The organism is Arenimonas terrae (genome assembly GCF_006265115.1).
Taxonomy (GTDB): Bacteria; Pseudomonadota; Gammaproteobacteria; order Xanthomonadales; family Xanthomonadaceae; genus Arenimonas; species Arenimonas terrae.
Window position 1 is genome coordinate 209,676 of sequence record NZ_SMDR01000002.1, and the last position, 22,042, is coordinate 231,717.

The window sequence follows — 22,042 nt, forward strand, 5'->3', positions numbered from 1 at the left end:
GCGGAGAGCGCGATGATCGTCTTCTACCTGCAGATCAAGGCCGTGCACATCGCCGCCGTGCTGGCCAGCGGCGGCCTGTTCGCGCTGCGCGGCGCCGCCGTGCTGGCCGGCCAGCGCTGGGCGATGGCCGCGCCGCTGCGCTACCTCAGCTACAGCATCGACACGGTGCTGCTCACCGCGGCGCTGATGCTGCTGACCGCACTCAAGCTCAATCCCTTCGCCGTACCCTGGCTGTCGGTGAAACTGAGCCTGCTGCTGTGCTACGTGGTGCTGGGCACCCTGGCGCTCAAGCGCGCGCGCAGCCCCCGCGGCCGCGCGCTCTGCTACGCCGCGGCGCTGGGCTGCTTCGCCTTCATGTACTTCGTGGCCCGCGCGCACCATCCGCTGGGCATCCTGCAGGGGCTGGCGTCATGACCTCGCCCTCCCTGCATCCCTGCTTCCTCGGCCCCTACGGCGAGAACGACACGCTGCTGGAAAAACTGGTCGTCGAGTTCCTGCGCGACCACGTGTACTGGCGCCGCAACTTCCATCCCGAGGACCCGCCGGCGATTCCGACCGCCGCGGCGGGCGAACCGGCCTTCCGCGACTTCGAGGCGCGCATGCGCCGCGAACTGCACACGCTTTCGGCGGCGCTGAAGCGCTCCGTTCCCTTCCACAGCCCGCGCTACATCGGGCACATGGTGTCCGACCTGCTGCTGCCGGGACTGGCGGCGCAGTTCCTCACCCTGCCCTACAACCCGAACAACGTCAGCCTCGACGCCGCGCCGGTGACGATCGACCTGGAGATCAAGGCCGGCCTGCAGTTGGCGCGCATGTTCGGCTATGTCGACGACCCGACGCGGCCGGACTGCGCCTTCGGCCACCTGACCTCGGGCGGCACGCTCGCCAACTTCCAGGCACTGCGGCTGGCGCTGGCGCTCAAGGCGTTCCCGGTGGCGCTGCGCACCGCGGCGCCGCCCGGGCTGGCGCTGCCGGAAGACGACCGCGCCGCCTTCAACACGACGCCGGCGGACGCCATCGCCCTTCTGACGGCCTGGGAAACGTGGCTGGCCACGCAGTCGCCTGCCGACCGCCGGCAATGGCGCGCGCGGCTGACGGCGCAGCGGCTGGAAACCCTGGGCCTGGCCGAGTTCCTGGGCCGGCATCCCGCGCTGGGCTCGCCGCGGGTGTTCGCGCCGGTCACGGCGCACTACTCGTGGTCCAAGGGCATGAAGCTGATGGGCCTGGGCCGCGCCCAGCTGGAGCTGGTGCCGGAGACGGGCATGCGCCTGGATGCCGGCGCGCTCGACGAACGCCTGCACGACTGCCTGCGCAATCACCAGCCGGTGCTCGCCGTGGTCGGCGTCATGGGCAGCACCGAGTTCGGCACGGTCGACCCGGTGCACGAACTGGTGGCCGCACGCGAGCGCTGGGCGCCGCTCGGCCTGGGCTTCGCCGTGCACGTGGACGCGGCCTGGGGCGGCTACCTCGCCACCCTGTTCCGCGAACCCGACGGCCGCCTGCGCCCGCTGGCGGACATGCGCGAGGAGTTCCGCGACTTCCCCGCGCCGGAAGTGCACGCCGCCGTCGGCGCCCTGCACCGCGCCGATTCGATCACCGTGGACCCGCACAAGCTCGGCTACCTGCCCTACGGCGCCGGTGCTTTCCTCTGCCGCGACCAGCGCGCGATGGCCCTGTTGGCCGAAGACGCCGACTACGTCTTCAGCGCCGACACCGGCGGAGACTATTTCCAGCGCTTCCGGCAGCTGGGGCGCTACATCCCCGAGGGCTCGAAGTCCGGCGCGGCGGCGGCGGCGGTCTACGTCACCCATCGCGTGCTGCCGCTGGACCACGAGAACTTCGGCGCGCTGCCGCGGGAAAGCATCCTGGCCACCGAAGCCTTCCGCACCGCGGCGGCGCGATTCGCCGCGCGGCTCGAAGGCCGCCTGCACTGTCGCATCCCCTTCGAACCCGACAGCAACCTGATCTGCCTTGCCCTCAATCCCGCCGGCAACCGCGACGTGGGCCGCATGAACCGCTTCGTGCGCGCCCTGCACGAAGGCCTGAGCTACGACCCGCACCAGCCGCTGCAGGCCCGCGAGTTCTTCGGCTCGATGACGACCCTGCGCCCGGAGATCCTGGGAGACGCCGACACCGCCCGTGTGCTGGCCTCGCTGGCCCTGGACCCGGCCACGCTCGACGCCGGCGGCGACGACGACGATCGCCTGGTGATCCTGCGTCACACCCTGATGAATCCCTTCCTGCTCGACAGCGGCAACGGCATCAGCTACCTGGAGCTGTACTTCGACTATCTGGAACGGCGCGCGACCGCCCTGATGGCGGTGCCGGCATGAATGCCGTCGCGGAAACCGCCGCCGACCGCCGCTGGCTGCACGGCGCCCTGGCAACGCTGGAACAGGAAGCCGCGCGTTCGGCCGACACCCACCTGCTGCGCGTCGACCTGCCGGCGTTCCCGGGCATCCGCTTCTACTTCAAGGACGAGGCCTCGCATCCCACGGGCAGCCTCAAGCACCGGCTGGCGCGTTCGCTGTTCCTCTACGCGCTGTGCAATGGCCGCCTGCACGAGGGCCAGATCGTCATCGATGCGTCCTCGGGCAGTACGGCGATCTCCGAAGCCTGGTTCGCGCGCCTGCTCGGGCTGCGCTTCAAGGCGGTGATGCCGGACTGCACCGCGCCCGGCAAGATCCGCGCGATCCGCGCGCTCGGCGCCGAATGCGTGCTGGTGCCCTCGGCCATGGACGCCAGCGCGATGGCGCGCGAGCTCGCCACCGCCCGCGGCCTGTGCTACCTCGACCAGTTCGGCCTGGCCGAACGCGCCACCGACTGGCGCGGCAACAACAACATCGCCGAATCGATCCTGGCACAGATGGCGCGGGAACCGGACCCGGAGCCGGCCTGGATCGTCTGCGGCGCCGGCACCGGCGGCACCTCCGCGACGCTGGGGCGCTACCTGCGCTACCGCCGGCTCGATTCCCGCGTCTGCGTGGCCGAGCCGACCGGCGGCGCCTTCGCCACCGGCTGGCGCAGCGGCTGCCGCGATGCCGTCGCACTTGCGCCCACGCGGGTCGAAGGCATCGGCCGGCGGCGCGTGGAGCCGGGTTTCCTTTTCGACGTGGTGGACGACGTCGTCGAAGTGGACGACGCTGATTCGATCGCCGGCGCCTGGGCCCTGGAAGAGCTGCTCGGCCGGCGCTACGGCGGCAGCTCCGGCACCAACCTCGTGGCTTGCCTCGAGCTGGCCGCACGCCTGCGCGCACAGGGCCGCACCGGCAGCATCGTCAGCCTGCTCGGCGACCGCGGCGAACGCTACGCCGAGACGCTGTTCGACCCGGACTGGCTGACGGCCCGCGGCATCTGCCTGGCGCCGTCTCTGGCGCGGCTGCGTGCGCAGCTGGGCATCGTCGCCCCGTGAGTCACCACGACCTGCGGAGCTTCCTGTCAACGCTGTCGGCGCGCGGCCAGTTGCGCGAGGTCGGCACGCCGGTGGACCCGGACCTGGAAAGCACCGCGCTGTGCCGCCTGTCGCTGATGCGCGGCGGGCCGGCCCTGCTGATGACGCGCCCGGTGGGCTCGCGACAGGCCCTGCTCGGCAACCTGTTTGGCCACCGCGACCGCATCGAACTGGCGCTGGGAGGGCGACCGCTGGCCTCGCTGCGTGAGCTGGGCGAGCTGCTGGCCGCACTGAAGGAACCGCGCTGGCCGGCCAACCTGCGCCAGGCCCTGTCGAGCTGGCCGGAGCTGGCCCAGCTGGCGCACGTGGCGCCGCGGGTGGTGGCCGACGCCGCCTTCGACGACATCGTGCTCGAAGGCGAGGACATCGACCTGGGCGCCCTGCCGATCCAGCGCTGCTGGCCGGGCGACGTCGCGCGCCTGGTCACTTTCGGCCTGGTGGTGACGCGCGGCACCCGCCAGCCGCGCCAGAACGTGGCGATCTACCGCCAGCAGCTGATCGGCCGCAACCGCGTGATCATGCGCTGGCTGCCGCACCGCGGCGGTGCCCTGGACTTCGCCGACTTCCGGGCCGCCCACCCCGGCAAACCCTTCCCCGTGCTGGTCGCGATCGGCGCGGATCCGGCGACGATGCTGGCGGCGGTCGCGCCAGTGCCCGACACGCTCTCGGAGTACGAATTCGCAGGCCTGCTGCGCGGCGCACGTACCCGCGTCTGGCGCAGTGCCCTGACCGACCTGGACGCACCGGCGGGCGCGGAGATCGTGCTGGAGGGTTTCATCCACCCGGACGACACCGCCACCGAAGGCCCGTTCGGCGATCACACCGGCTACTACAACGCCCAGGGCGAGTTCCCCGTTTTCACGGTCCAGCGGCTGCGCATGCGCCGCGATGCGATCTATCACGGCAGCTACATGGGCCGGGCGCCGCAGGACGAGCCCTCGGTGCTGTCGGCCGCACTCAACGACGTGTTCGTGCCGATCCTGCGCAAGGTGTTCCCCGAGATCGTGGACTTCCATCTGCCGCCGGAAGCCTGCTCCTACCGCATCGCCGTGGTCAGCATCCGCAAGCAGTACCCGGGGCATGCGCGGCGCATCATGATGGGAATCTGGTCGTACCTGCGCCAGTTCACCTACACCAAGTTCGTCATCGTCACCGACGAGGACATCGACGTGCGCGACTGGCCGCAGGTGGTCTGGGCGCTGTCCACGCGCGTGGACCCCGCGCGTGACAGCCTGCTGGTGGAGAACACGCCGATCGACTACCTCGACTTTTCCAGCCCGGAGCCCAACCTCGGTTCCAAGCTCGGCCTGGACGCGACGCACAAGTGGCCGGGCGAAACGCGCCGGCCCTGGAGCGCACCGATCGTGCCCGACCCGGCGGCGGAACGTCAGGCCGAGTCGATCTGGTCGACGCTGCTGGCGTCGTCGACGAACAGCTCGCCATAACGCGCCAGCACCGCGCGCAGCTCGGCCAGGGCACCGGCGTCGAACTGGCCGTCGGACAGGGCCTCGCTCGCGCCGAGCACGCGCGCCAGCAGCGGATGCAGGGCCGCGTCCGGCGCCGGGTCGAGCCGGCATTCGAGGAACATCGTCTCGACCGCCGACTTGAGTTCGGCGGAAAGCGCCTGGATTCCGGCGGCATCGAGGTGGCCGTGGGAGGCGTGCACCAGCGAGTCGGCCGCGGCGCGCACCCGACCCATGCCGCGGCTCAGCGCCGCATCGGCCGGCCAGCGCGCGTCCGGCGCGTCGATGGGCGCTTCCCCCGCGGCATGCCCGGCGGGGTTCGCATGCCTTGCATGGGACGCATGACCCGAGTGACCCGAGTGACCCGAGTGACCCGAGTGGCCCGAGTGGCCCGAGTGGTCTTCAGTATCCCCGGGGCCCGCAGCATCGGCATGGGGTCCGGCGTGCTGCGGCGCCGCTTCGCCGCGACCGGGATGGTGCGCGCAGCCCGCGGCCAGGACGGGCAGCGCCAGTGCCACCACGAGGCAGCGCATGGAAGGACGGATCATCGGGGTCTCCTCGACCGGTCCCGGCGGGACCGAATGTCGCCATGCTGGACCCGGCGACGGCGACGGGAACTGATCCAGGTCAATGTCCGCCCGCTTCGTCGCGTACAGCATGGCCACCGGCCCCGACGAGGAGTTCCCGATGCAACTGGTCTGTCCCGCCGGCAATCTGCCGGCCCTGCGCGCGGCCGTGGACGCCGGCGCCGACGCCGTCTACGCCGGTTTCCGCGACCAGACCAACGCCCGCGCCTTTCCCGGCCTGAACTTCGACGAAGCCGAACTGCGCGCCGGCATCGCCTACGCCCACGCGCGCGGCCGCAAGGTCTACCTGGCGCTCAATACCTATCCGGAAACCTCGCGCCTGCGCGCCTGGCAGGCCGCGGTCGACCATGCGGCGGAGCTGGGCTGCGACGCCATCATCGCCGCCGAGATGGCGGTGCTCGAGCATGCGGCGCGCGAATATCCGGGCATGGCAAGGCATCTGTCGGTGCAGGGTTCGGCCACCACGGCGCCGGCGCTGCGCTACATGCACGAACGCTTCGGCATCAGCCGGGCGGTTCTGCCGCGGGTACTGTCGCTGCAGCAGGTCGAACGGCTGTGCGAAACCTCGCCGGTGCCGCTGGAGGTATTCGGCTTCGGCAGCCTGTGCATCATGGTCGAGGGCCGCTGCCAGCTGTCGAGCTACGTCACCGGCGCCTCGCCCAACCGCCACGGCGTCTGTTCGCCGGCGCGATTCGTGCGCTGGGAGGAACACGGCGACGGCAGCCGCGGCGTGCGTCTGAACGGCCTGCTGATGGACCGCTATTCGCCCGGCGAACCGGCGGCGTATCCGACCGTGTGCAAGGGGCGCTTCACGGTCGGCGGCGAAACCTTCCATGCGCTCGAGGAGCCCACCAGCCTCAACACCCTGGAGCTGCTGCCGCGCCTGGCCCGCGCCGGCGTGGCCGCGCTCAAGATCGAAGGGCGGCAGCGCGGCGTCGCCTACGTCACCGCGGTCACCCGGACCTGGCGCGAAGCGATCGACCGGCATGCCGCCGCGCCCGACGCCTGGGCGCCGCGCGGGGAGTGGCAGGCCGCGTTGTCCGCCCACGCCGAGGGCCACCAGACCACCCTCGGCCCCTATCACCGCGCCTGGCACTGACCGAATGAAACTCAGCCTCGGACCCCCGCAATACTTCTGGCCCCGCGAACGCACGCTCGCCTTCTACCGCGAGGCTGCCGACTGGCCGGTGGACAGCGTCTACCTGGGCGAAACCGTCTGCAGCAAACGCCGCGAACTCGGCACGCGCGACTGGATTTCGCTGGCCTTCGAACTCGCGTCCACCGGCAAGGAGATCGTGCTCTCGAGCCTGGCCCTGGTCGAGGCCGAATCCGAACTCAACGCGCTCAACCGCATGCTCGACCACGGCGGCTTCCTGATCGAGGCCAACGACCTGACCGCGGTGCAGCTGTGCCGGGAACGGCGCCTGCCCTTCGTCGCAGGGCCGAGCCTGAACCTCTACAACCACCGTGCCCTGGCCATGCTGATGGACGACGGCCTGCGCCGCTGGGTTCCGGGCGTCGAGCAGGGACAGGCGCTGATCGCCGAGCTGCTCGACGCGCGGCGCGCCGAAGGCGGCGCGATACCCGAGCTCGAGGTGATCGCCTGGGGCCGCCTGCCGCTGGCCTACTCGGCGCGCTGCTTCACCGCCCGCGCACTCGACGTCGCCAAGGACGCCTGCGGCTTCCGCTGCATCGAACATCCGGACGGCCTGCCGCTGGCGACGCGTGAGGGCGAGCCCTTCCTGCGCATCAACGGCATCCAGGTCCAGGGCGAGGAAGTGACCGACCTGGGACCGGAACTGCCGGCGCTGCGCGCGCTGGGCGTCGACCTGCTGCGCCTGTATCCGCAGGCCGAGGGCATGCGCGAGGTCGTCGAGCATTTCGACCTCGCCCGCCGCTCGCCCCAGCCGCCACCGCGCCGCGGTGCCGTGAACGGCTACTGGCACGGCCAGCCGGGAAAGCCGGGACTGCCGCCCGGCTGATCGCTCACCTATTCCGCTGGAACACCAGCGTCGCGTTGGTGCCGCCGAAGCCGAAGCTGTTGGACATCACGGTGTCGAGTTTCGCCGCGCGGCTTTCGCGCACGATCGGGAAGCCCTCGGCCTGCGGATCGAGCGTTTCGATATTGGCCGAGCCGGCGATGAAACCGTCGCGCATCATCAGCAGGCAGTAGATCGCCTCGTGCACGCTGGCAGCGCCCAGCGAATGACCCGACAGCGCCTTGGTCGAGGACAGCGGCGGCACCGCGTCGCCGAAGGCCTCGCGGATCGCGCGCAGTTCGACCAGGTCGCCCAGCGGCGTCGAGGTGCCGTGGGTGTTGAGGTAATCCACCGGCGCATCCACGCCTTCGAGCGCCATGCGCATGCAGCGCACCGCGCCTTCGCCCGACGGCGCGACCATGTCGGCGCCGTCCGAGCTGATGCCGTAACCGGCCAGCAGGGCGTGGATGCGCGCGCCGCGCGCGATCGCGTGATCGTAATCCTCGAGCACCAGCATGCCGGCGCCGCCGGCGATGACGAAACCATCGCGATTCGCGTCGTAGGGACGCGAGGCGCGCGCGGGGTGATCGTTGTGGCGGGTGGACAGCGCACCCATCGCGTCGAACTGCAGGCTCAGGGTCCAGTGCAGCTCCTCGCCGCCGCCGGCGAAGACGATGTCCTGGCGGCCGGCCAGGATCATGTCGGCGGCGGCGCCGATGCAGTGCGCCGAGCTGGCGCAGGCCGCGCCGATCGAATACGTCGCGCCCTGCACGCCGAAGGCGGTGGCCAGGTTGGCCGACACCGTCGAACACATCGTACGCGGCACCATGTAAGGGCCCACCTTGCGCACGCCGCGCTCGCGCAACAGGTCGGCGGCCTCCACCTGCCACTGCGCCGAACCGCCGCCGGAGCCGGCGATCAGGCCGGTGCGCGGGCTGCGCACCGCGGTTTCGTCCAGGCCCGCGTCGGCGATCGCCGACTGCATGGCGATGTGGGCATAGGCCGCGGCCTCGCCCATGAAGCGCAGCTGCTTGCGGTCGATGCGCGCGGCCAGGTCGATCTCCGGCGCGCCGCCGACCGTGCTGCGCAGGCCGCGTTCGGCGGCCTCGGGCAGCTGGCGGATGCCGGCCCGGCCTTCGCGCAGCGCCGAAGAAACCACATCGAGTTCATTGCCCAGGCACGAGACGATGCCCATGCCGGTGATCGCGACACGCCGCATCGTCACAGGTCCTTGGTGGAAGTGAACAGGCCGACGCGCAGCTCGTCGGCGGTGTAGATCTCGCGGCCGTCCACGAGCGTGCGGCCGTCGGCGATCACCATCTTCAGGCGACCGCGCACGACGCGGCGGATGTCGATCTCGTAGGTGACGAGCTTGGCCGTCGGCAGCACCTGGCCGGTGAACTTCACCGCGCCCACGCCGAGCGCGCGGCCGCGGCCGGGCTCGCCCAGCCAGGGCAGGAAGAAGCCGGCGAGCTGCCACATCGCGTCGAGGCCCAGGCAGCCGGGCATCACCGGGTCGTCGGTGAAGTGGCACTGGAAGAACCAGAGCTCCGGGCGGATGTCGAGTTCGGCGCGGATGAAACCTTTGCCGTGCCGGCCCCCGTCCTCGCGGATCTCGGTGATGCGGTCGAACATCAGCATCGGGTCCGACGGCAGGCGTGCGCCGTCGGCGCCGAACATCGCACCGCTGGCGCATTCGAGCAGCTGACTTCGATCGAAGGAATGGGGAAGCGGAAGGTTCATGGCGCGCTCCTTCAAGGGAAAGCGCGATTCTTTCATCCCCACGCACCCTCGTGGCTGACTCGCGTCAATTATTTTCGCCGTACGCAGGCGTAGCGATTCGCTGGTGTATGGAAGAATCCGGCGACACGTCAACGCGATGGTGGGCACCGAGGCTTTCGCGCCGTGCGATCGCAGACAGGAGGAGCTGGCGCGCCAGTCCGGCCTGCCAGCTCTCGCTGAGTCCGGCGTGGGCGTCGATGCGCGCGAGCGCGTGACGCATCGTCGCTTCATCCCGGACCGGGCCCAGCCCTTGCCACAGCCATTCACGCAGCTGCAGCAGTGCGGGCTCGGCAGCCGCAGGCGCCAGGACGACCGATTGCGCAGCGACGTTTGTGCGCGGCGATACGCCGGGTTTCCGAAGCCATTCGCCGAGCCGGCGCCCGAACACCACGCCCTCGAGCAGCGAATTGCTCGCCAGCCGGTTGGCGCCGTGCACGCCGCTGCAGGACACCTCGCCGACGGCATGCAGCCCCGGCAGGCGGCTGCGTCCGCGCGCATCCACCGCGATGCCGCCCATGTGGAAATGCGCCGCCGGTGTCACCGGGATCGGCTGCACGCGCGGGTCGATACCGTGCGCGAGGCAGAGCGAACGCACGGTCGGAAACTGCCGCCATGCCGACGCGTCCAGCGCCGTGGCGTCGAGCCAGGCCTCGCCGCCGGAGCGCAGCTCGCTCCAGATGCGGCGCGCAACCCGGTCGCGCGGCGCCAGGTCGGCCAGCGGATGCACCCCGGCCATCAGCGCCCGGCCCTGCGCGTCCCGAAGCACCGCGCCGGCGCCGCGCAGCGCCTCGGTCACCAGCGGCAGCGGACGCAGGCCGGGCACCGCCAGAGCCGTCGGGTGGAACTGGACGAACTCCAGATCGCGCGCCGCCGCACCGGCGGCCAGGGCGATCGCGAGGCCGGCGCCGTCCGCGCCCGGTGGATTGGTAGTGGCGGCGAAGAGCGCACCGATGCCGCCGGTGGCCAGCACCACGTCGGGCGTTTCGATCTGCACTTCGCCGCGGCCTGTCGTCCGTGCCAGGCCGACGCCGGCGATGCGTCCGTCCTGCAGCCGCAGCGATCGCAGGGTCCAGCCTTCGCGCCGCTCGATGTGGGGTGCCGTCGCGACCGCGCCGGACAGCGCCGCCAGCAGCTCGCGGCCGCTGGCGTCACCACCCGCATGCACGATGCGGGCCCGCTGGTGCCCGCCCTCGCGGCCCAGCTGCCAGCCGGACCCCTCTCGGTCGAAAGGCACGCCGCGGGCGGCCAGCCAGCGGATCGCCTCCGGCGCACCGTTGACCAGCCGGGACACGAGCGCTGCATCGTTGTGCGCGGCGCCCGCGGCCAGCGTGTCGGCGGCGTGTTGATCCGGATCGTCGTCCGGCGCCAGCGCGGCGGCGATGCCGCCCTGCGCCAGCGCCGTCGCGCCGTCGCCCGCCGCGCGGCTGAACAGCAGGACGCGCCGCGGCGCCGCCGCCAGCGCGACACTCAGTCCGGCGACACCGGCACCGACCACCACCAGCGGCGCCGGCACCTCGCTCAGACCCGCTCGCCGCGGCCCACCGCGAGCATGCGCTCGAGTGCACGCCGCGCCCGCGCCGCCACGTCCAACGGCACAAGCACCTCCGGACCCATGCCGAGCAGGCAGGCGTGGATGTTCTGGAGGGTGATGCGCTTCATGTGCGGACAGAGGTTGCAGGGCTTGATGAACTCGGTCTGCGGGAAGCTCAGGCGCAGGTTGTCGGCCATCGAACATTCGGTGATCAGGGCGACCCGCTCGGGCCTCTCGCGCTCGAGCCAGCGCGCCATCGCGCTGGTGGAGCCGATGAAGTCGGCCTCGGCCAGGACCTCCGGCGGGCATTCGGGATGTGCGACCAGGCGTGCGTCGAAACGCTCGCGGGCATGCCGCGCCTGGGCGGCGGTGAAGGTCTCGTGCACTTCGCAGCGGCCGTCCCACAGCACGAGCTCGACCGCGGTCTGGCTGGCGACATGGGCACCCAGGTACCTGTCGGGCAGGAAGATGACCTTGTCCGCACCCATCGCCTCGACCACCTGCACGGCATTGGCCGATGTGCAGCAGGCGTCCGACTCGGCTTTCACTTCGGCCGTGGTGTTGACGTAGCTCACCACCGGCACGCCCGGATGCCGCGCGCGCAGGGCGCGCACATCCGCGGCGGTGATCGAATCGGCCAGCGAACAGCCCGCGGCCGGGTCCGGGATCAGCACTTTCACGTGCGGCGCGAGGATCTTCGCCGTCTCGGCCATGAAGTGCACGCCGCACAGCACGACCACCTCGGCCTGGCAGCGCGCCGCCGCCTGCGCCAGCGCCAGCGAGTCGCCGGTGATGTCGGCGACGCCGTGGAAGATCTCCGGCGACTGGTAGCTGTGCGCCATCACCACCGCGCCGCGTTCGCGCTTGAGTTCGCGGATCGCGTCGATCCACGGCAGGTGCATCGGCACTTCCAGGCAGGGCAACAGCTGCTCGAGCCGCTCCGCCAGGCCGGCGTACTGCTGCTCGAGCTCGGGGCGCCAGCGCGGCGCGGTCGTGCTCATGCTTCGCCCCGGTGCGCGCGGCGGGCGGCGCGGGCGGCGCGGGCGCCGCGGTTGAGCAGGATGCGGACGGCCAGCGGGACCTCTTCCCAGGGCAGGCGGTCGAGCAGGTTGCGCGCGGTCAGGCCCAGTTCGGTGTCGCCGGTCAGTTCGAGGCGACGCTGGAAGAACAGGGTGTCGGCGTCCTCAAGCCGGCTGGCCAGCAGCAGCAGATCGGTGGCACTGCCGCGCACTGTCGCCTCCGCCGGCGCGTCGGTGGCGCGCAGGCGGCTTCCGTCCAGCACCAGCACCCAGCACAGGCCCAGGTCCGGCACCTCGATGCCGAGCCGCCGGCCCTGCATGAAATCCAGCTGTCCCGCGCCCAGCGGCTGCGCCAGCAGCCGGGCAACCGCGGCTTCAAGCACGCGCGCCTGCCATGACGGCGGCAGTCGCCGCAGCAGCGCCGCCCAGCGGGCCGGCGGCGGGAATCCGCGCAGCAGTCGGCGCGTCAGCAAGGAATGGTCGGAAGCGGAAGGCGTCATGGCGGGCGACAGACTGCCCGGGGCGACGGGGGGGGCGCCTTGACCCGGATCAGGTGCGAGCCCCTGCTGGCGGCAGGCATCGTCGATCACCAGTGCGAGCTGCCTTCGAGCCAACTCCGACGGCAGCCCGAGCCGCCGGGCCAGGCCCTTGCCGCGCGCGAAGATGCGCGCTTCGCGGCCGGCATCGCGCACCGGCAGCCCTTGCCGCTGCTTTACGGCGGCGGCGGCGGCCACGAGCTGGCGTCGCCCGGCCAGGAGCAGCAGCAGGGCGTCGTCGAGTCCGTCGATACCGCGGCGCAACGGTGCCAGCATCAGGAAAGCAGGAAGCAGCGGGGCGGTACGGACCATGGGTATCTCCAAAAAAACCGCTGGTCAGCGTGCGGGATGCGCGGCGGTGAATTCGCGCACACCGCGCCCGACGCCCGCCAGCGCCCAGGCCAGCGACAGGTTTGCCGCCAACAGCAGGGCTCCGGCCAGTCGGGCGAATGCGGGCGGCCAGAGCGCGGCGGCGACCAGGGCGAGGCCGGCCAACGCGAAGCAGCGCCGCACGATCCGGCGACGCGACGCCGGCAGCAGCACCTGCACACCCGGCAACTGCAGGCCGCGACCACAGCGCCGGTGCAGCGCGATCCAGCCCAGGAAGGCGGCGATTTCCAGCAACATGCCCAGCACCAGCATCGGCAACCCGACGCCGAGCCCCAGCACGCCGACCAGCAGGCTGTGTTCGCCCGGGACCAGCAACAGGGCGCCAGCCGCGGCCAGCGCCAGGAAACCGAAGCGCCAGAACCGCGCCAATTCGCCCGGCGCGGACTTTCGCGACCGCGACTGCAGCCACAGCCCGCCGCCAGCCAGCGAGAGCGCCGCGGCCGAGGCAAGCACGCGCAGCGGCAGATCGACGCCAGTGCCGGCGGCGAGCACACCGGCCACCGTCAGCCCAAGCGCCAGCGCCGCAAGCCAGCCGGCCTGGAGCCGCGCCGGCACCTCGGGTGCGCCCTGGAACATCGGCATCACCACGCGCCCGACCGCGGCGACAAGGCCGAGCACCCAGCCCAGCACGCCAACCGCGGCATGCAGATTGGTCCAGCGCGGAATCGAAAGCGCGACCCTGCCGGCGATCGCCGCGACGAGCAGGCAGCCCAGCGCAACCGTCGCCAGCGCCGCGAGCAGGGACAACACGATGCCCGCATGCAGCAGGCTGCACCGCGCGCGCGCCAGCAGCTCCGGCAGGCTTGCCGCGGCCAGGACCAGGAACGTCGCCCCCAGCAACACGGCGCCCGCCGTTCGTCCCGTCGCGCTGGGCAGCTGGAATCCCGCCACGAGAGCCACGGTGCCGGCATTGAGAAGGGCGTGCAGCACCCAAGGCAGCCGGGGGCCGCCGCGCAGGCGTACGCCGGCCGCGGCGGGCAGGAACTGCAGCAGGCTGCCGACCATCGCATTGCCCAGCACGCCCAAGGTGAACACGTGCACCAGGGCCACCGTCGCCGGCGACCAGCGCGACAGCAGCAGCGTCGGTCCCTGCGCCATCAGCATCAGTCCCGCCAGCGCACCCCAGGCGGGCACGCTTCGCAGGAATCGACCGGGACCCTCCGGCAGCGGCGCCTGGTCAAGCGCCAGGCGGACCATCTTCTGTCCACACCGTCACCGCGCAACCGCCACCGTCGCAGGCGGTGGTCGAGTAGCCGACACGGCGCGACCGCAGCACGTCCAGCAGCGGCTGCGGGAACATCGGCGTCAGCACGCGCAGCGCGCCGCCGGGCGCGAGTGCCTCGACGGCGAGCAGGGCCCGCACCAGCGGCTCCGGGGCGGGAAGGTCACGCAGGTCCAGCAGGGGCAGGTCGTCGTCCATGTGTCCATTCCAGCGCGGCGGGCGCCGCGCCGCCCTGATCAGGATCAATCCGGGCCGCGCCGGTCCACAGGTTCAGTGGTTCCATTCCAGCTGCAGCCACAGCTTGCGGGTGTCGCGCGCGTAGCCGTCGCTGCGGTAGTCGGCGAACTTCACCAACCCCGAGAGTCCATGCGGCAGCGGGAAGGCCAGCGACGCGTCCCACTCGCGGCCATAGTCGGCGCCGCCACGGTCGGCGTCGAAGTCGTGCCAGGCCACGGTCCAGGCCAGCTTGTCCTGCAGGCGACCGCGGCCGAGCTTGCCCGACACCGCGGCGTAGCGGTCGTCCAGCCCGTCCGCCGGTGTCACCGAGAACTTGTCGGCCCAACCATTGAAGGCGTGCAGCGACGCCAGCGGCGTCTGGAAGGCGGTGAGCCCGCTGCCGCCCAGTTGCTCCCAGCCCAGCTTCCAGGTCAGGCCGCGCGCGGTGAGCGCGGGTTCGACCAGGAAATAGTTCTCGTCGGTGTCGCGCGGGTTGCCCGCATGGTCGGCCTGGTTCGCGGCCTCGAGCGACCAGGCGACGCTGGCGGCGCCCAGCGGCCGCTGCCCGGTCCAGCGCAGGCCCAGGGTGCGGGTGGAAGCGGTCGCGACGTCGCGATCGTCGAGCCAGTAGCCGTAACCGACCAGGGTGCCGGCCGCGCCCGTCCACGCCGCGTTGGCGAGGTGCGCGTCGAGCCGGCGTTCGCGCGCCAGCGGATCGCGGGCGTTGTCGCCGGCAACGCGATGCACGCGGCCCAACCACGCGTAGCGCAGCACCACGCCCTCGTGTGCGGCGAAGTCCAAGGCCACGGCGTCGAAGGTCTGTTCGTTCTGGCGCCAGCCGGAATTGCCGATGAAGCGCTGGTTGTCGAACAGCAGCCGCTGTCTGCCCAGCACCGCGCCGCCTTTGTCGCCGCGCCACCGCAGCCAGGCCTGGTTGAGTTCGAACGCGCGCGCGTCGGGCACGGACGGATAGGCGCTGCGGCCGTTGGCGCCGGAGTTGTAGCGGTCGCCTAGCCCGGCGACCGCGTCGAGTTCGGCGCCGGCGCTCAGGCCGTGGGCGAAGGCATGGCTCCAGCCCAGCCGCAGCCGCAGGGTGTCCGCCTCGGCGTCGCGGGCGAACGCGGCGTCGTCGACGCGTTCGTGCCGGTAGCGCAGGTTGGCGGTCCAGTCGCCGGCCAGCGCCGGCAGGGCGGCGCAGGCCAGCGCCAGGGTGAGCAAGCGTGCGGGAATCATCGGGGCATTCCGTAACAGGGCCCGTAGCGGGTCGGGCAAATGCTGGCAGCGCCGACGGCATCCGCCCCTGAGCCAGGTCAAGCCGCGGCGATTCCGCGCGGCCCGCCTCCGGGGTTTCCCTTGCCTCCAAAGCGGGGCAGACTGTGGGCGCCCCCCTCGGCGACTTGACTCAAGTCAGGGTGCGGGCGCCGTGTTCGCGGGAAGCTGCCGCCATGGTTGGTAATCAACCCTTGACCGGAGAAGCACTGATGAAACGCCACCTGCTCGCGCTTTCCATCGCCGCCCTGCTCGCCCTGCCCGGCTGCCGCGACAACCCCAACGCCGACCTCGACGCCCGCGGCCAGGCCACCGCCGCGGCCGATGCCACCGACACCGGCGGATCGCGCAAGGGCGATTTCGGGCCGCCGCAGGGCGAGATGATCAATGCCGTGCTCACCAGCCCGCCGAACGTGCCGCCGGCCACCGGCCGCGACTACCCGGCCAAGGTCAAGGTCGAACTCGAGGTGCGCGAGGTGGACCTGGAGATATCGGAAGGCGTCACCTACACCTTCTGGACCTTCGGCGGCACCGTGCCCGGCAGCTTCATCCGCGTGCGCCAGGGCGACACGGTCGAGTTCCACCTCAACAACCACCCCGATTCGAAGATGCCGCACAACATCGACCTGCACGGCGTCACCGGTCCCGGTGGCGGCGCGGCGTCGAGCTTCACCGCGCCGGGCCACGGCTCGCAGTTCACCTTCAAGGCGCTCAACGCCGGCCTGTACGTCTACCACTGCGCGACCGCGCCGGTGGGCATGCACGTGGCCAACGGCATGTACGGCCTGATCCTGGTCGAGCCGCCGGAAGGCCTGCCGGCGGTGGACAAGGAGTTCTACGTGATGCAGGGCGACTTCTACACCACCACCAAATACCGCGAGAAGGGCTTCGCGCCCTTCGACATGCAGCGCGCGATCGACGAGAACCCGACCTACGTGCTGTTCAACGGCGCCGAAAACGCGCTCACCGGCGACAAGGCGCTCAAGGCCGAAGTCGGCGAGACGGTGCGCATGTACGTCGGCAATGGCGGCCCGAACCTGATCTCGAGCTTCCACGTCATCGGCGAGATCTTCGACAAGGTCTGGTTCGAGGGCGGCACCCGCTACCAGGAAAACGTGCAGACCACCCTGATCCCGGCCGGCGGCGCCGCCATCGCCGAGTTCTATACCGAGGTTCCGGGCAGCTATGTGCTGGTCGACCACTCGCTGTTCCGCGCCTTCAACAAGGGCGCGCTGGCGATCATGAAGGTCGAGGGCCCGGAGAACACCGCGATCTACAGCGGCAAGGAAGTCGACCACACCTACCTGGGCGACAAGGCCGCGAGCATGGCGCCCGTCGCCGAGGCCGCCGCTGCCGCGCAGGCCGGCACGCTCAGCCAGGAAGACCAGGTCAAGGCGGGCGGCGCGCTGTTCGCCGGCACCTGCTCGACCTGCCACCAGCCCGACGGCAAGGGCCTGGCCGGCGTGTTCCCGCCGCTCGCCGGTTCGGACTACCTGGCCAAGGGCAATACCGAGCTGATCAAGGTCGTGCTCAATGGCCTCACCGGCCCGGTCACCGTCAATGGCCAGGACTACAACTCGGTGATGCCGCCGATGAGCCAGCTGACCGACGACGAGGTCGCCAACATCCTGACCTACACGCTCAACAGCTGGGGCAACCCGGGTGGCCGCGTGAGCAAGGAAGAAGTGGCCAAGGTGCGCGCCGGGACCGCGCGCTCGGAAGGCGCGGCGCACTGAGATGCGCACCGCGCTGCTGGTGCTCGCCCTGATGCCGGCGGCCGCGAACGCGGCCACCGGCGACTGGGCCCGGCTGCCGGGCGGCGAGTTCCGCTCGGCGCTGCGTTACGAAGACACCGGCGGCACCGTCCGGGTGGCGCCGTTCGAGATGCAGCGCCAGCCGGTCAGCAATGCCGAGTTCGCCGCCTTCGTGCGCGCGAACCCGGAATGGCGGCGCGGCCAGGCGCCGGAAGTGTTCGCCGAGGCGCGTTACCTGCAGAACTGGCAGTCCGCCACCGAACCCGGCGCCAAGGCCCTGCCCGACCGTCCAGTGGTCCAGGTCAGCTGGTTCGCCGCGCAGGCCTACTGCGAATCCATCGGCGGGCGCCTGCCGACCTGGTCGGAATGGGAGTTCGCCGCCGCGGCCGATGAAACCCGCACCGACGCCCGCGCCGATCCGGCCTGGCGCGAACGCATCCTGGCCTGGTACTCGGTGCCCTCCAACCGCCCGCTGCACCGCGTCGGCCTGAGCCCGGCGAACGCCTATGGCCTGCGCGACCTGCACGGCCTGGTCTGGGAATGGGTCGAGGACCACAGCGCCATGCTGGTCTCGTCCGACAGCCGCGAACAGGGCGACCCCGACAGCATGCGCTTCTGCGGCGCCGGCGCGCTGTCGATGGAGGACCGCGAGAACTACGCCATCCTGATGCGCGTCGCGATGCTGTCCTCGCTCGAGGCGCACGACACCACCGGCAACATGGGCTTCCGCTGCGCCCGCAACTCCCAGGGAGCCACGCGATGATCCGCGGCCTGATGCTGTTCGCCGCCCTGCTGCTGTCCGCGCCCGCGCTGGCGGAGCCGGCCCTGCCCGGCGATTCCGTCTACCGCCTCACCGACACCTTCGTCGACCAGGACGGCCGCGCCTTCCGGCTCGCCGACGGCCGCGGCAAGGTCCGCCTGGCGACCATGTTCTACACCTCCTGCCCCTACATCTGCCCGCTGATCATCGACAGCGCCAAGGGCGTCGAACACGCGCTGACCCCGGCCGAACGCGACCGCCTGGCAATCCTGCTGGTCAGCCTCGACCCTGCCCGCGACGATCCCGCGGCGCTCAAGCGCATCGCCACCAAGCGCCGGCTCGACCCGGCCCGCTGGACCCTGGCCCGCACTGAGGCCGCCGGCGTGCGCCGCACCGCCGCCGTGCTCGGCATCCGCTACCGCGCCCTGGCCGACGGCGAGTTCAACCACAGCAGCGCCCTGGTGCTGCTCGACGGCGAAGGCCGGGTGCTGGCGCGCACGGAAACGCTGGGCGCGCAGCCCGATCCGGCCTTCCTGGCCGCGGTCCGGGCCGCTCTGGCCGTTCCCAAGCGCTGAAACCCCGGGCCCCGGGCGCCGAATTGACCTGGGTCAAGCCGGCCCCGCCGGGCCGACCGGATAATTCGCGGCAAGCAACGAGGGGCAGGCGATGACGCTGGACAACAAGGCAGAAACCTACAACGACAAGGTCGTGCTGCAGTTCGCGGTGATGACCGTGGTCTGGGGCGTGGTCGGCATGCTGGTGGGGGTGCTGATCGCCGCCCAGCTGTACTGGCCGGCCCTGAACTTCGACACCGCCTGGCTGAGCTTCGGCCGGCTGCGGCCGCTGCACACCAATGCGGTGATCTTCGCCTTCGGCGGCTGCGCGCTGTTCTCGACCAGCCTGTACGTGGTCCAGCGCACCTGCCATGTGCGGCTGATCTCGGACCGGCTCGCGGCCTTCGTGTTCTGGGGCTGGCAGGCGGTGATCGTGGCCGCGGCCGTCACCCTGCCGCTGGGTTACACGCAGGGCAAGGAATACGCCGAGCTGGCCTGGCCGATCGACGTGCTGATCACCCTGGTCTGGGTGGCCTACCTGTGGCTGTTCGTCGGCACCATCATGAAGCGGCGCGTGAAGCACATCTTCGTCGCCAACTGGTTCTACGGCGCCTTCATCATCGCGGTCGCCCTGCTGCACGTGGTGAACTCGCTGGCGATCCCGGCCGGCCCGATGCACAGCTACCCGGTCTACTCGGGCGCGGTGGATGCGATGGTGCAGTGGTGGTACGGGCACAACGCGGTCGGCTTCTTCCTGACCGCGGGTTTCCTGGGAATGATGTATTACTTCGTGCCGCGCCGGGTCGAGCGGCCGATCTACAGCTACCGCCTGTCGATCGTGCACTTCTGGGCCCTGATCGCCATCTACATGTGGGCCGGCCCGCACCACCTGCACTACACCGCCCTGCCCGACTGGGTGCAGAGCGTGGGCATGGTGTTCTCGCTGATCCTGCTGGCTCCCAGCTGGGGCGGCGCGATCAACGGCGTGATGACGCTTTCGGGCGCCTGGCACAAGCTGCGTACCGACCCGATCCTGAAGTTCCTGATCGTCGCCATCTCGTTCTACATGATGAGCACCTTCGAGGGGCCGATGATGTCGATCAAGACCGTCAACGCCCTGAGCCACTACACCGACTGGACCATCGGCCACGTGCACTCCGGCGCGCTGGGCTGGGTGGCGATGATCTCGATCGGCTCGATCTACATGGTCATCCCGCGCTGCCTGGGCCTGAAGGAAATGGCCTCGCTGAAGATGATCGACCAGCACTTCTGGGTGCACACGATCGGCGTGGTGCTCTACACCGTCTCCATGTGGATCGCCGGCATCGGCCAGGGCCTGATGGCCCGCGCCAGCAACCCGGACGGCACGCTGACCTATGCCTTCGTCGAGATCGTCAAGTTCAACTATCCCTACTACCTGATCCGCTTCCTGGGCGGCGCCCTGGTGGTGGCCGGCATGCTGATCATGGTGGCGAACGTGGTGCGCACCTTCAAGCAGGCGCGCGGCCTGGTGGAAACGCCGGTCCTGAAACCGGCGGCTGAAGCCGGCCACGCCTGAGGACCCCGACATGAGCCACGAAAAAATCGAGACAAACATCGGCTGGATGGCGATCCTGATCGCCGTCGTCATCTCCTTCGGCGGCCTGGCCGAGATCGTGCCGCTGATGTACCAGGCCGAGGCGATCAAGCCCCTGCCCGGCGTCAAGCCCTACGACGCCCTGGCCCTGGCCGGCCGCGACATCTACGTGCGCGAGGGCTGCTACAACTGCCACTCGCAGATGGTGCGCACGCTGCGCCACGAGACCGAGCGCTACGGCCACTATTCGCTGGCCGGCGAATCGGTGTACGACCGGCCGTTCCAGTGGGGCAGCAAGCGCACCGGCCCGGACCTGGCGCGTATCGGCGGGCGTTATTCCGACGACTGGCACCGCGTGCACCTGATGAATCCGCGCGACCTGGTGCCGGTGTCGAACATGCCGGCCTATCCCTGGCTGGCCGAGGCGCCGGTAAGCGCCAAGGTCGTCCAGCGCAACATGCGCGCGCTGCAGCGCATCGGCGACCCCTACACCGACGAAGAGATCGAAGGCGCCGCCGCCGCGGTCGCCGGCAAGTCCGAACTCGACGCCCTCGTCCACTACCTGCAGGGCCTGGGCAAACAGGCTCCCAAAGGCTGACCCATGATCGCCGGAATCGTCACCGTCATCCTGCTGCTCGCCTTCCTCGGCGGCACCGCCTGGGCCTTCAGCGCCAAGCGCAAGCCCGAGTTCGACGCCGCCGCCCGCCTTCCCCTCGAAGACCAGAACGAGAACCTCCCATGAGCCGCGGCTGGTCCATCTATGTCATCGCCCTGGTCGTCCTGAACATCGTCGCCACGGTGTGGCTGCTGTGGTGGACGTCGCGCCGCCCGAAGGGTGGCCCGGATCCTTCGTCCACCACCGGCCACGTCTGGGACGGCGACCTGACCGAGTACAACAAGCCGCTGCCCAAGTGGTGGATCAACCTGTTCTACATCACCATCGTCTTCTCGATCGGCTACCTGGCCTGGTACCCGGGCATGGGCAACCTGGCGGGCTGGTCGGGCTGGACCTCGGCCGGCGAGCATGACCAGGACAAGGCCGCGGCCGACGCGAAGCTGGCCGAAGCCTTCCGCGCCTACGAGGGCCAGCCGATCGACCGGATCGCGCAGGATCCGAAGGCGGTCGCCTTCGGCGCGGCGATCTTCGCCAACAACTGCGCGATGTGCCACGGCTCGGACGCGCGCGGCGCCAAGGGGTATCCCAACCTCACCGACGCCGACTGGCTGTGGGGCGGCACGCCCGACCAGATCCTGACCACCGTGCTGCAGGGCCGGCAGGCGGCGATGCCGCCGCTGGCGGCGGCGATCGGCGGCGATGTCGGCGTGACCGAAGTGGCGGCCTACGTGCAGAGCCTGTCCGGCATCAAGGCCGACCCGGCGCTAGCGGCCGCGGGCAAGACGCGCTTCGGCGGCGTCTGCGCGGCCTGCCACGGCGTGGACGGCAAGGGCAATCCGGCGCTCGGCGCGCCCAACCTCACCGACCGGACGTGGCTGTACGGCAGCGATTTCGCCACGATCCGCGAAGCGGTGACGCTCGGCCGCGCCGGCATGATGCCGGCGCACGAACCGATCATCGGCGAGACCCGTTCGCGCCTGGCCGCGGCCTATGTCTGGTCGCTGTCGCACCCGGCCGCCGGCCAGGACGATTCGCCATGACCGAACGCGCCAGCGCGGCGTTCGACCACCCGCCCCGACCGCTCGCGCAGCGGCTCGGGGCGATCCTTTGGCCGAGCTTCTTCGCGGCCGGCGTCGCGACCATGGTGTTCTTCGCCTTCGTCGACCCGGTCGACCTGGCGGCGATGACCTTCCCGCAGTTCGAGATCACCCGCGGCGTCGGCTACACGATCGGCTTCTTCATGTTCTGGGCCTGCACCGCCAGCGCCAGCCTGTTCACCTGGATCCTGCTGCGCCCGGCGAGCCGGTTCAACCGCCCGCTGCCGGAGGACTGAGCCG

Annotated in this window: 23 protein-coding genes; 14 read left to right on the forward strand and 9 right to left on the reverse strand. The window is 71.0% G+C overall.

Annotated elements, in window-relative coordinates:
• The first annotated feature begins 12 nt into the window (after positions 1-12).
• From E1B00_RS09760 to E1B00_RS09775, 4 genes are read left to right on the forward strand one after another with little or no spacing between them, the layout of a single operon-like run.
• Positions 13-414, forward strand: a complete 402-nt coding sequence (locus E1B00_RS09760) for a SirB2 family protein (RefSeq protein ID WP_139448215.1) — start codon at positions 13-15, stop codon at positions 412-414.
• A complete protein-coding gene (locus E1B00_RS09765) occupies positions 411-2,333 on the forward strand; it encodes a pyridoxal phosphate-dependent decarboxylase family protein (RefSeq protein WP_139448217.1) in 1,923 nt (640 codons plus the stop codon). The genes E1B00_RS09760 and E1B00_RS09765 overlap by 4 nt, the downstream gene beginning before the upstream one ends.
• Positions 2,330-3,412 (forward strand): PLP-dependent cysteine synthase family protein, encoded by a 1,083-nt coding sequence (locus tag E1B00_RS09770; RefSeq protein ID WP_139448219.1) that lies wholly within the window; start codon positions 2,330-2,332, stop codon positions 3,410-3,412. Before E1B00_RS09765 ends, E1B00_RS09770 begins: the two co-directional genes overlap by 4 nt.
• Positions 3,409-4,896: a UbiD family decarboxylase gene (locus E1B00_RS09775; RefSeq protein WP_139448221.1), complete on the forward strand. Its 1,488-nt coding sequence runs from the start codon at positions 3,409-3,411 to the stop codon at positions 4,894-4,896. Before E1B00_RS09770 ends, E1B00_RS09775 begins: the two co-directional genes overlap by 4 nt.
• On the opposite strand, the gene E1B00_RS09780 is transcribed toward E1B00_RS09775, so the two are convergent.
• Positions 4,839-5,462, reverse strand: a complete 624-nt coding sequence (locus E1B00_RS09780; protein WP_139448223.1) for a hypothetical protein — start codon at positions 5,460-5,462, stop codon at positions 4,839-4,841. The two genes, E1B00_RS09775 and E1B00_RS09780, sit on opposite strands and share 58 nt — an antisense overlap.
• Positions 5,463-5,544: 82 nt before the next feature.
• Between E1B00_RS09780 and ubiU the strand changes: the two genes are divergently transcribed.
• Both ubiU and E1B00_RS09790 read left to right on the forward strand, forming a co-directional pair.
• Positions 5,545-6,600, forward strand: a complete 1,056-nt coding sequence (gene ubiU / locus E1B00_RS09785; RefSeq protein ID WP_342774279.1) for a ubiquinone anaerobic biosynthesis protein UbiU — start codon at positions 5,545-5,547, stop codon at positions 6,598-6,600.
• A 4-nt stretch (positions 6,601-6,604) separates the two neighbouring features.
• A complete protein-coding gene (locus E1B00_RS09790) occupies positions 6,605-7,483 on the forward strand; it encodes a U32 family peptidase (protein ID WP_139448225.1) in 879 nt (292 codons plus the stop codon).
• A 4-nt stretch (positions 7,484-7,487) separates the two neighbouring features.
• On the opposite strand, the gene fabB is transcribed toward E1B00_RS09790, so the two are convergent.
• The 8 genes from fabB to E1B00_RS09830 all read right to left on the reverse strand — a co-directional run bounded on the left by fabB (position 7,488) and on the right by E1B00_RS09830 (position 15,409).
• Complete coding sequence (fabB, locus tag E1B00_RS09795) at positions 7,488-8,699, reverse strand: beta-ketoacyl-ACP synthase I (protein WP_139448227.1); 1,212 nt, start codon at positions 8,697-8,699, stop codon at positions 7,488-7,490.
• Between the two features lie 2 nt (positions 8,700-8,701).
• Positions 8,702-9,223, reverse strand: coding sequence for a 3-hydroxyacyl-[acyl-carrier-protein] dehydratase FabA (fabA, locus tag E1B00_RS09800; protein ID WP_139448229.1), 522 nt, complete (start codon positions 9,221-9,223; stop codon positions 8,702-8,704).
• A 64-nt stretch (positions 9,224-9,287) separates the two neighbouring features.
• On the reverse strand, positions 9,288-10,775 hold the full coding sequence (gene nadB, locus E1B00_RS09805) for an L-aspartate oxidase (RefSeq protein WP_246048645.1): 1,488 nt from the start codon (positions 10,773-10,775) through the stop codon (positions 9,288-9,290).
• Positions 10,776-10,780: 5 nt separating this feature from the next.
• Positions 10,781-11,794 carry a quinolinate synthase NadA gene (nadA, locus tag E1B00_RS09810; protein ID WP_139448231.1) on the reverse strand — a complete coding sequence of 338 codons (1,014 nt, stop codon included), beginning with the start codon at positions 11,792-11,794 and terminating at the stop codon, positions 10,781-10,783.
• A complete protein-coding gene (gene ubiT, locus E1B00_RS09815; protein WP_246048647.1) occupies positions 11,791-12,660 on the reverse strand; it encodes a ubiquinone anaerobic biosynthesis accessory factor UbiT in 870 nt (289 codons plus the stop codon). The genes nadA and ubiT overlap by 4 nt, the downstream gene beginning before the upstream one ends.
• Positions 12,661-12,684: 24 nt before the next feature.
• Complete coding sequence (locus tag E1B00_RS09820; RefSeq protein ID WP_220396267.1) at positions 12,685-13,935, reverse strand: hypothetical protein; 1,251 nt, start codon at positions 13,933-13,935, stop codon at positions 12,685-12,687.
• Positions 13,916-14,158 (reverse strand): DUF2249 domain-containing protein, encoded by a 243-nt coding sequence (locus E1B00_RS09825; RefSeq protein ID WP_139448235.1) that lies wholly within the window; start codon positions 14,156-14,158, stop codon positions 13,916-13,918. The genes E1B00_RS09820 and E1B00_RS09825 overlap by 20 nt, the downstream gene beginning before the upstream one ends.
• 72 nt (positions 14,159-14,230) lie before the next feature.
• The gene (locus E1B00_RS09830; RefSeq protein ID WP_139448237.1) at positions 14,231-15,409 is read right to left on the reverse strand and encodes an alginate export family protein; all 1,179 of its coding nucleotides are present in this window, start codon (positions 15,407-15,409) and stop codon (positions 14,231-14,233) included.
• 248 nt (positions 15,410-15,657) lie between these two features.
• Between E1B00_RS09830 and nirK the strand changes: the two genes are divergently transcribed.
• From nirK to E1B00_RS09870, 8 genes are all read left to right on the forward strand, one after another.
• Complete coding sequence (gene nirK, locus E1B00_RS09835; RefSeq protein ID WP_139448239.1) at positions 15,658-17,181, forward strand: copper-containing nitrite reductase; 1,524 nt, start codon at positions 15,658-15,660, stop codon at positions 17,179-17,181.
• Between the two features lies 1 nt (position 17,182).
• Entirely contained in the window at positions 17,183-17,962 is a 780-nt protein-coding gene (locus E1B00_RS09840; RefSeq protein WP_139448241.1) for a formylglycine-generating enzyme family protein, read from the forward strand.
• Positions 17,959-18,534, forward strand: a complete 576-nt coding sequence (locus E1B00_RS09845) for an SCO family protein (RefSeq protein WP_139448243.1) — start codon at positions 17,959-17,961, stop codon at positions 18,532-18,534. The genes E1B00_RS09840 and E1B00_RS09845 overlap by 4 nt, the downstream gene beginning before the upstream one ends.
• 91 nt (positions 18,535-18,625) lie before the next feature.
• Entirely contained in the window at positions 18,626-20,071 is a 1,446-nt protein-coding gene (gene ccoN, locus E1B00_RS09850) for a cytochrome-c oxidase, cbb3-type subunit I (protein WP_139448245.1), read from the forward strand.
• 10 nt (positions 20,072-20,081) lie between these two features.
• On the forward strand, positions 20,082-20,687 hold the full coding sequence (gene ccoO / locus E1B00_RS09855) for a cytochrome-c oxidase, cbb3-type subunit II (RefSeq protein ID WP_139448247.1): 606 nt from the start codon (positions 20,082-20,084) through the stop codon (positions 20,685-20,687).
• 3 nt (positions 20,688-20,690) lie between these two features.
• A complete protein-coding gene (locus E1B00_RS09860) occupies positions 20,691-20,831 on the forward strand; it encodes a cbb3-type cytochrome oxidase subunit 3 (RefSeq protein WP_139448249.1) in 141 nt (46 codons plus the stop codon).
• Positions 20,828-21,745, forward strand: a complete 918-nt coding sequence (ccoP, locus tag E1B00_RS09865; RefSeq protein WP_139448251.1) for a cytochrome-c oxidase, cbb3-type subunit III — start codon at positions 20,828-20,830, stop codon at positions 21,743-21,745. Before E1B00_RS09860 ends, ccoP begins: the two co-directional genes overlap by 4 nt.
• Positions 21,742-22,038 carry a hypothetical protein gene (locus E1B00_RS09870; RefSeq protein ID WP_139448253.1) on the forward strand — a complete coding sequence of 99 codons (297 nt, stop codon included), beginning with the start codon at positions 21,742-21,744 and terminating at the stop codon, positions 22,036-22,038. Before ccoP ends, E1B00_RS09870 begins: the two co-directional genes overlap by 4 nt.
• Positions 22,039-22,042 lie beyond the last annotated feature (4 nt).